This window comes from Streptomyces beijiangensis, from assembly GCF_017315755.1.
Taxonomy (GTDB): Bacteria; Actinomycetota; Actinomycetes; order Streptomycetales; family Streptomycetaceae; genus Streptomyces; species Streptomyces beijiangensis.
In genome coordinates this window covers 1-614 of the sequence record NZ_JAFLRJ010000837.1, presented here as the reverse complement: position 1 = coordinate 614, position 614 = coordinate 1, and the positions used below count along the sequence as shown (strand labels likewise).

Sequence of the window (614 nt, the reverse complement as noted above, 5' to 3'; positions counted from 1 at the left end):
GAGGGCGGGCAGGGGGCCGCGGATGCCCTCGCGGATCGCGGTGTCGATGAGGTGGACGCCGGAGGCGGCGACCTTGATCCGGACCTGGCCGGGGGCCGGGACCGGATCGTCGACGGTCTCGTACGTGAGGTTCTCCGCCGGGCCGAATGCGTGCAGTCGTATCGCTCTCATGGGATCAGCGTGCAACCTCAAGCCTGCTTGAGGTCAAGGCCAGGGTGACGGCTTCCATCGCGCTGTTGAAGGAGACCTCGGAGAGGACCCCGGGGGCGGCAACCTGGTCGCCCGCCAGATAGACCCCGTTGCCGCGGTCGATCGCCGGGCGGTCGCGCCAGGTGGTGCCCGGGAGGTCGACGGCGCCGGTGCGGTTCGCGGCGACCGAGGCGCGCCGCCAGACGGTGCGATCGCGCCAGCCGGGGAAGCCGGCATCGAGGAGGTGTTCGGCGCGGGCGAGGCCATCGGCCTTGGACTCGTGCGGGGCGATGGGGATCTGACCCTGGATCAGCTGTTGTCCGGGAGGGGCGACCGTGGGGTCCTGGGCGGTGAAGCGCTCGATCCAGCCGGGGGCGTCGAGGTCGGAGACGACGAAGGGGTCGCCGGGGCGGGTGGTGAGGGCG

The 614-nt window shown here is 72.3% G+C and carries 2 pseudogenes; both read right to left on the bottom strand.

Annotated elements, in window-relative coordinates:
- Positions 1–171 (bottom strand): annotated as a pseudogene (locus J0695_RS44685) (oxidoreductase); the annotation flags it as partial.
- A 4-nt stretch (positions 172–175) separates the two neighbouring features.
- Positions 176–614 (bottom strand): annotated as a pseudogene (locus tag J0695_RS39390) (FAD-dependent oxidoreductase); the annotation flags it as partial.